A 2,003-nucleotide genomic window follows, 5' to 3' on the forward strand; every position below is an offset into this window, starting at 1 on the left:
GAGCCGCCAGTCGATCGATCACCTCCCCGCCGGGATAGCCCAACCCCAGCATTTTGGCCACTTTGTCATAGGCCTCGCCGGCCGCGTCATCCCGGGTTTGCCCCAACGGGTGAAAGTTCCGGTAGGAGGTGACATGGTAGATGCTGGTGTGGCCCCCGGAAACCAGCAGCGCCACGAAGGGGAAGGGGGGCGGGTTCGCTTCCAGGAACACGGAATGGATGTGTCCCTCCAGGTGGTCCACGCCGATCCATGGGATGTTGTGCCCGTAGGCAAACCCCTTGGCAAATGAGAACCCAACCAGCAGCGAGCCGATCAACCCGGGCCCCTGGGTCACGGCGACACCGTCGATTTGGTCGGCCGTGATGCCTGCCGTGGCAACGGCGTCGTTGACGACCGGAACGATGGCCTCGATATGCTTCCGGGAAGCCAATTCCGGCACCACGCCGCCATAGGGGTGGTGGACGGCCACCTGGGAGGCCACCACCGATGAGCGTACGTCGTGGCCGTCAACTACCACCGCGGCGGCTGTTTCGTCGCAGGATGATTCTATGCCGAGTACAATCATGGGTTAAGGCTGTTTCTCTTGACTGGAAGGCCCCGGACCGGGGCGTCGTGCGCCAGGCACTCAGGTCTTGCAGATGGGCCGCTGCTTCTGCCCTTCGGCGATCCATCGTAGCAGACGGCTAAATGGTGCGGAAAGTTTCTTCCACCAATTATCCAAATTTTTATCCTCTGATTCGGAATGAACTTGATTTAGGTCACTGTCTAATTTTAATTTTCCGACCTCCGACCTCCGACCTCCGACCTCCGACCTCCGACCTCCGACCTCCGACCTCCGACCTCCGTTCCTACACCAGCTGCACCCGGGGTCGGGCATTCTTGCGGGTTTTTGTCACTTCGCCGATGGCCCAGGCTTTTTCACCGCTGCCGGTTAGGCGGTTGAGTACCTCCTGGACGTTTTCTTCGGGAACCACCGCCACCAGTCCGATCCCATTGTTGAAGGTGCGCATCATCTCCTTTTCATCCACATGGCCGGCGTCCTGCAAAAACGGGAAGATGGGTGGGATGTCCCAGGATCCTTTTTTTATGGCGATTCCGCATGCCTTGGGAATGACCCGGACGATGTTGTCCATGATGCCTCCTCCAGTGATGTGTGCCAGTCCCTGGATGGGCAGGTCCCGGACCAGAGACTGAATGGTTTCCGAGTAAATCCGCGTAGGGGTGATCAATTCTTCCCCCAGGGGTTTACCCAGTTCGGGAACGTGACTGTCCACCGTCAGCCCCAACACGTCAAAGCAGATCTTGCGCACCAGGGAGTAACCGTTGCTGTGTAGCCCGCTCGAGGCGATCCCGATGATCTGATGGCCGGGCCGGATTTCAGAGCCGTCGACGATTTTGCTGTTGTCCACGATACCCACGGCAAAACCGGCCAGATCGTATTCGTTCTCCCGGTAAAAGCCGGGCATTTCCGCGGTCTCTCCACCGATGAGGGCGCAATCGGCCTGTATGCATCCCTTGCCGACGCCCTTGATAATGTCGGTGACCGTCCCGGTTTCCAGCTTTCCCGTGGCCAGGTAGTCCAGGAAAAAAAGGGGTCTGGCGCCCTGCACGGCAATGTCGTTCACGCACATGGCCACCAGGTCGATGCCCACCGTGTCATGGCGGTTCATGAGAAATGCGATCTTCAGCTTGGTGCCCACCCCGTCCGTGGAACTCACCAGCACGGGGCTTTCCATGTTGGCGGTATTCAGAGAGAAGAGGCCGCCGAAACCGCCGATCTCACCCATGACACCGGTTCTTCGGGTCTTCCTGGCAATTTTCTTTATCGTGTCGACGAGGTGGTCCGCCTTGTCGATGTCGACGCCGGCATCGGCGTAGGTCAGCTTTTTCTTCATTCAAGCACTCCTGGCTTATATTCGGCTGGTTAAAAAATACCCGTAAAACTAATCTGAACCCGCTGAAAAGTCAAACCCAATAAGAAGATGCCAGCGGGTCAAAGTCCC

Annotated in this window: 2 protein-coding genes; both read right to left on the reverse strand. The window is 58.3% G+C overall.

Annotated features, from left to right (window positions below; genetic code table 11):
- Positions 1–565, reverse strand: a 565-nt coding sequence (locus ABYV26_RS24790) for a tRNA (adenosine(37)-N6)-threonylcarbamoyltransferase complex transferase subunit TsaD (protein ID WP_372684024.1), incomplete at its 3' end; no start/stop codon positions are given.
- A gap of 283 nt (positions 566–848) precedes the next feature.
- Entirely contained in the window at positions 849–1,895 is a 1,047-nt protein-coding gene (gene purM / locus ABYV26_RS24795) for a phosphoribosylformylglycinamidine cyclo-ligase (RefSeq protein ID WP_372684025.1), read from the reverse strand.
- Between the last annotated feature and the right edge of the window lie 108 nt (positions 1,896–2,003).

The sequence above is a fragment of the Desulfosarcina sp. genome (genome assembly GCF_041551955.1).
Taxonomy (GTDB): Bacteria; Desulfobacterota; Desulfobacteria; order Desulfobacterales; family Desulfosarcinaceae; genus Desulfosarcina.

What these genes read in the sequence shown, in the direction of transcription:
- purM (WP_372684025.1), bottom strand. Translation starts at nt 1,895, where the DNA reads ATGAAGAAAAAGCTGACCTACGCCGATGCCGGCGTCGACATCGACAAG.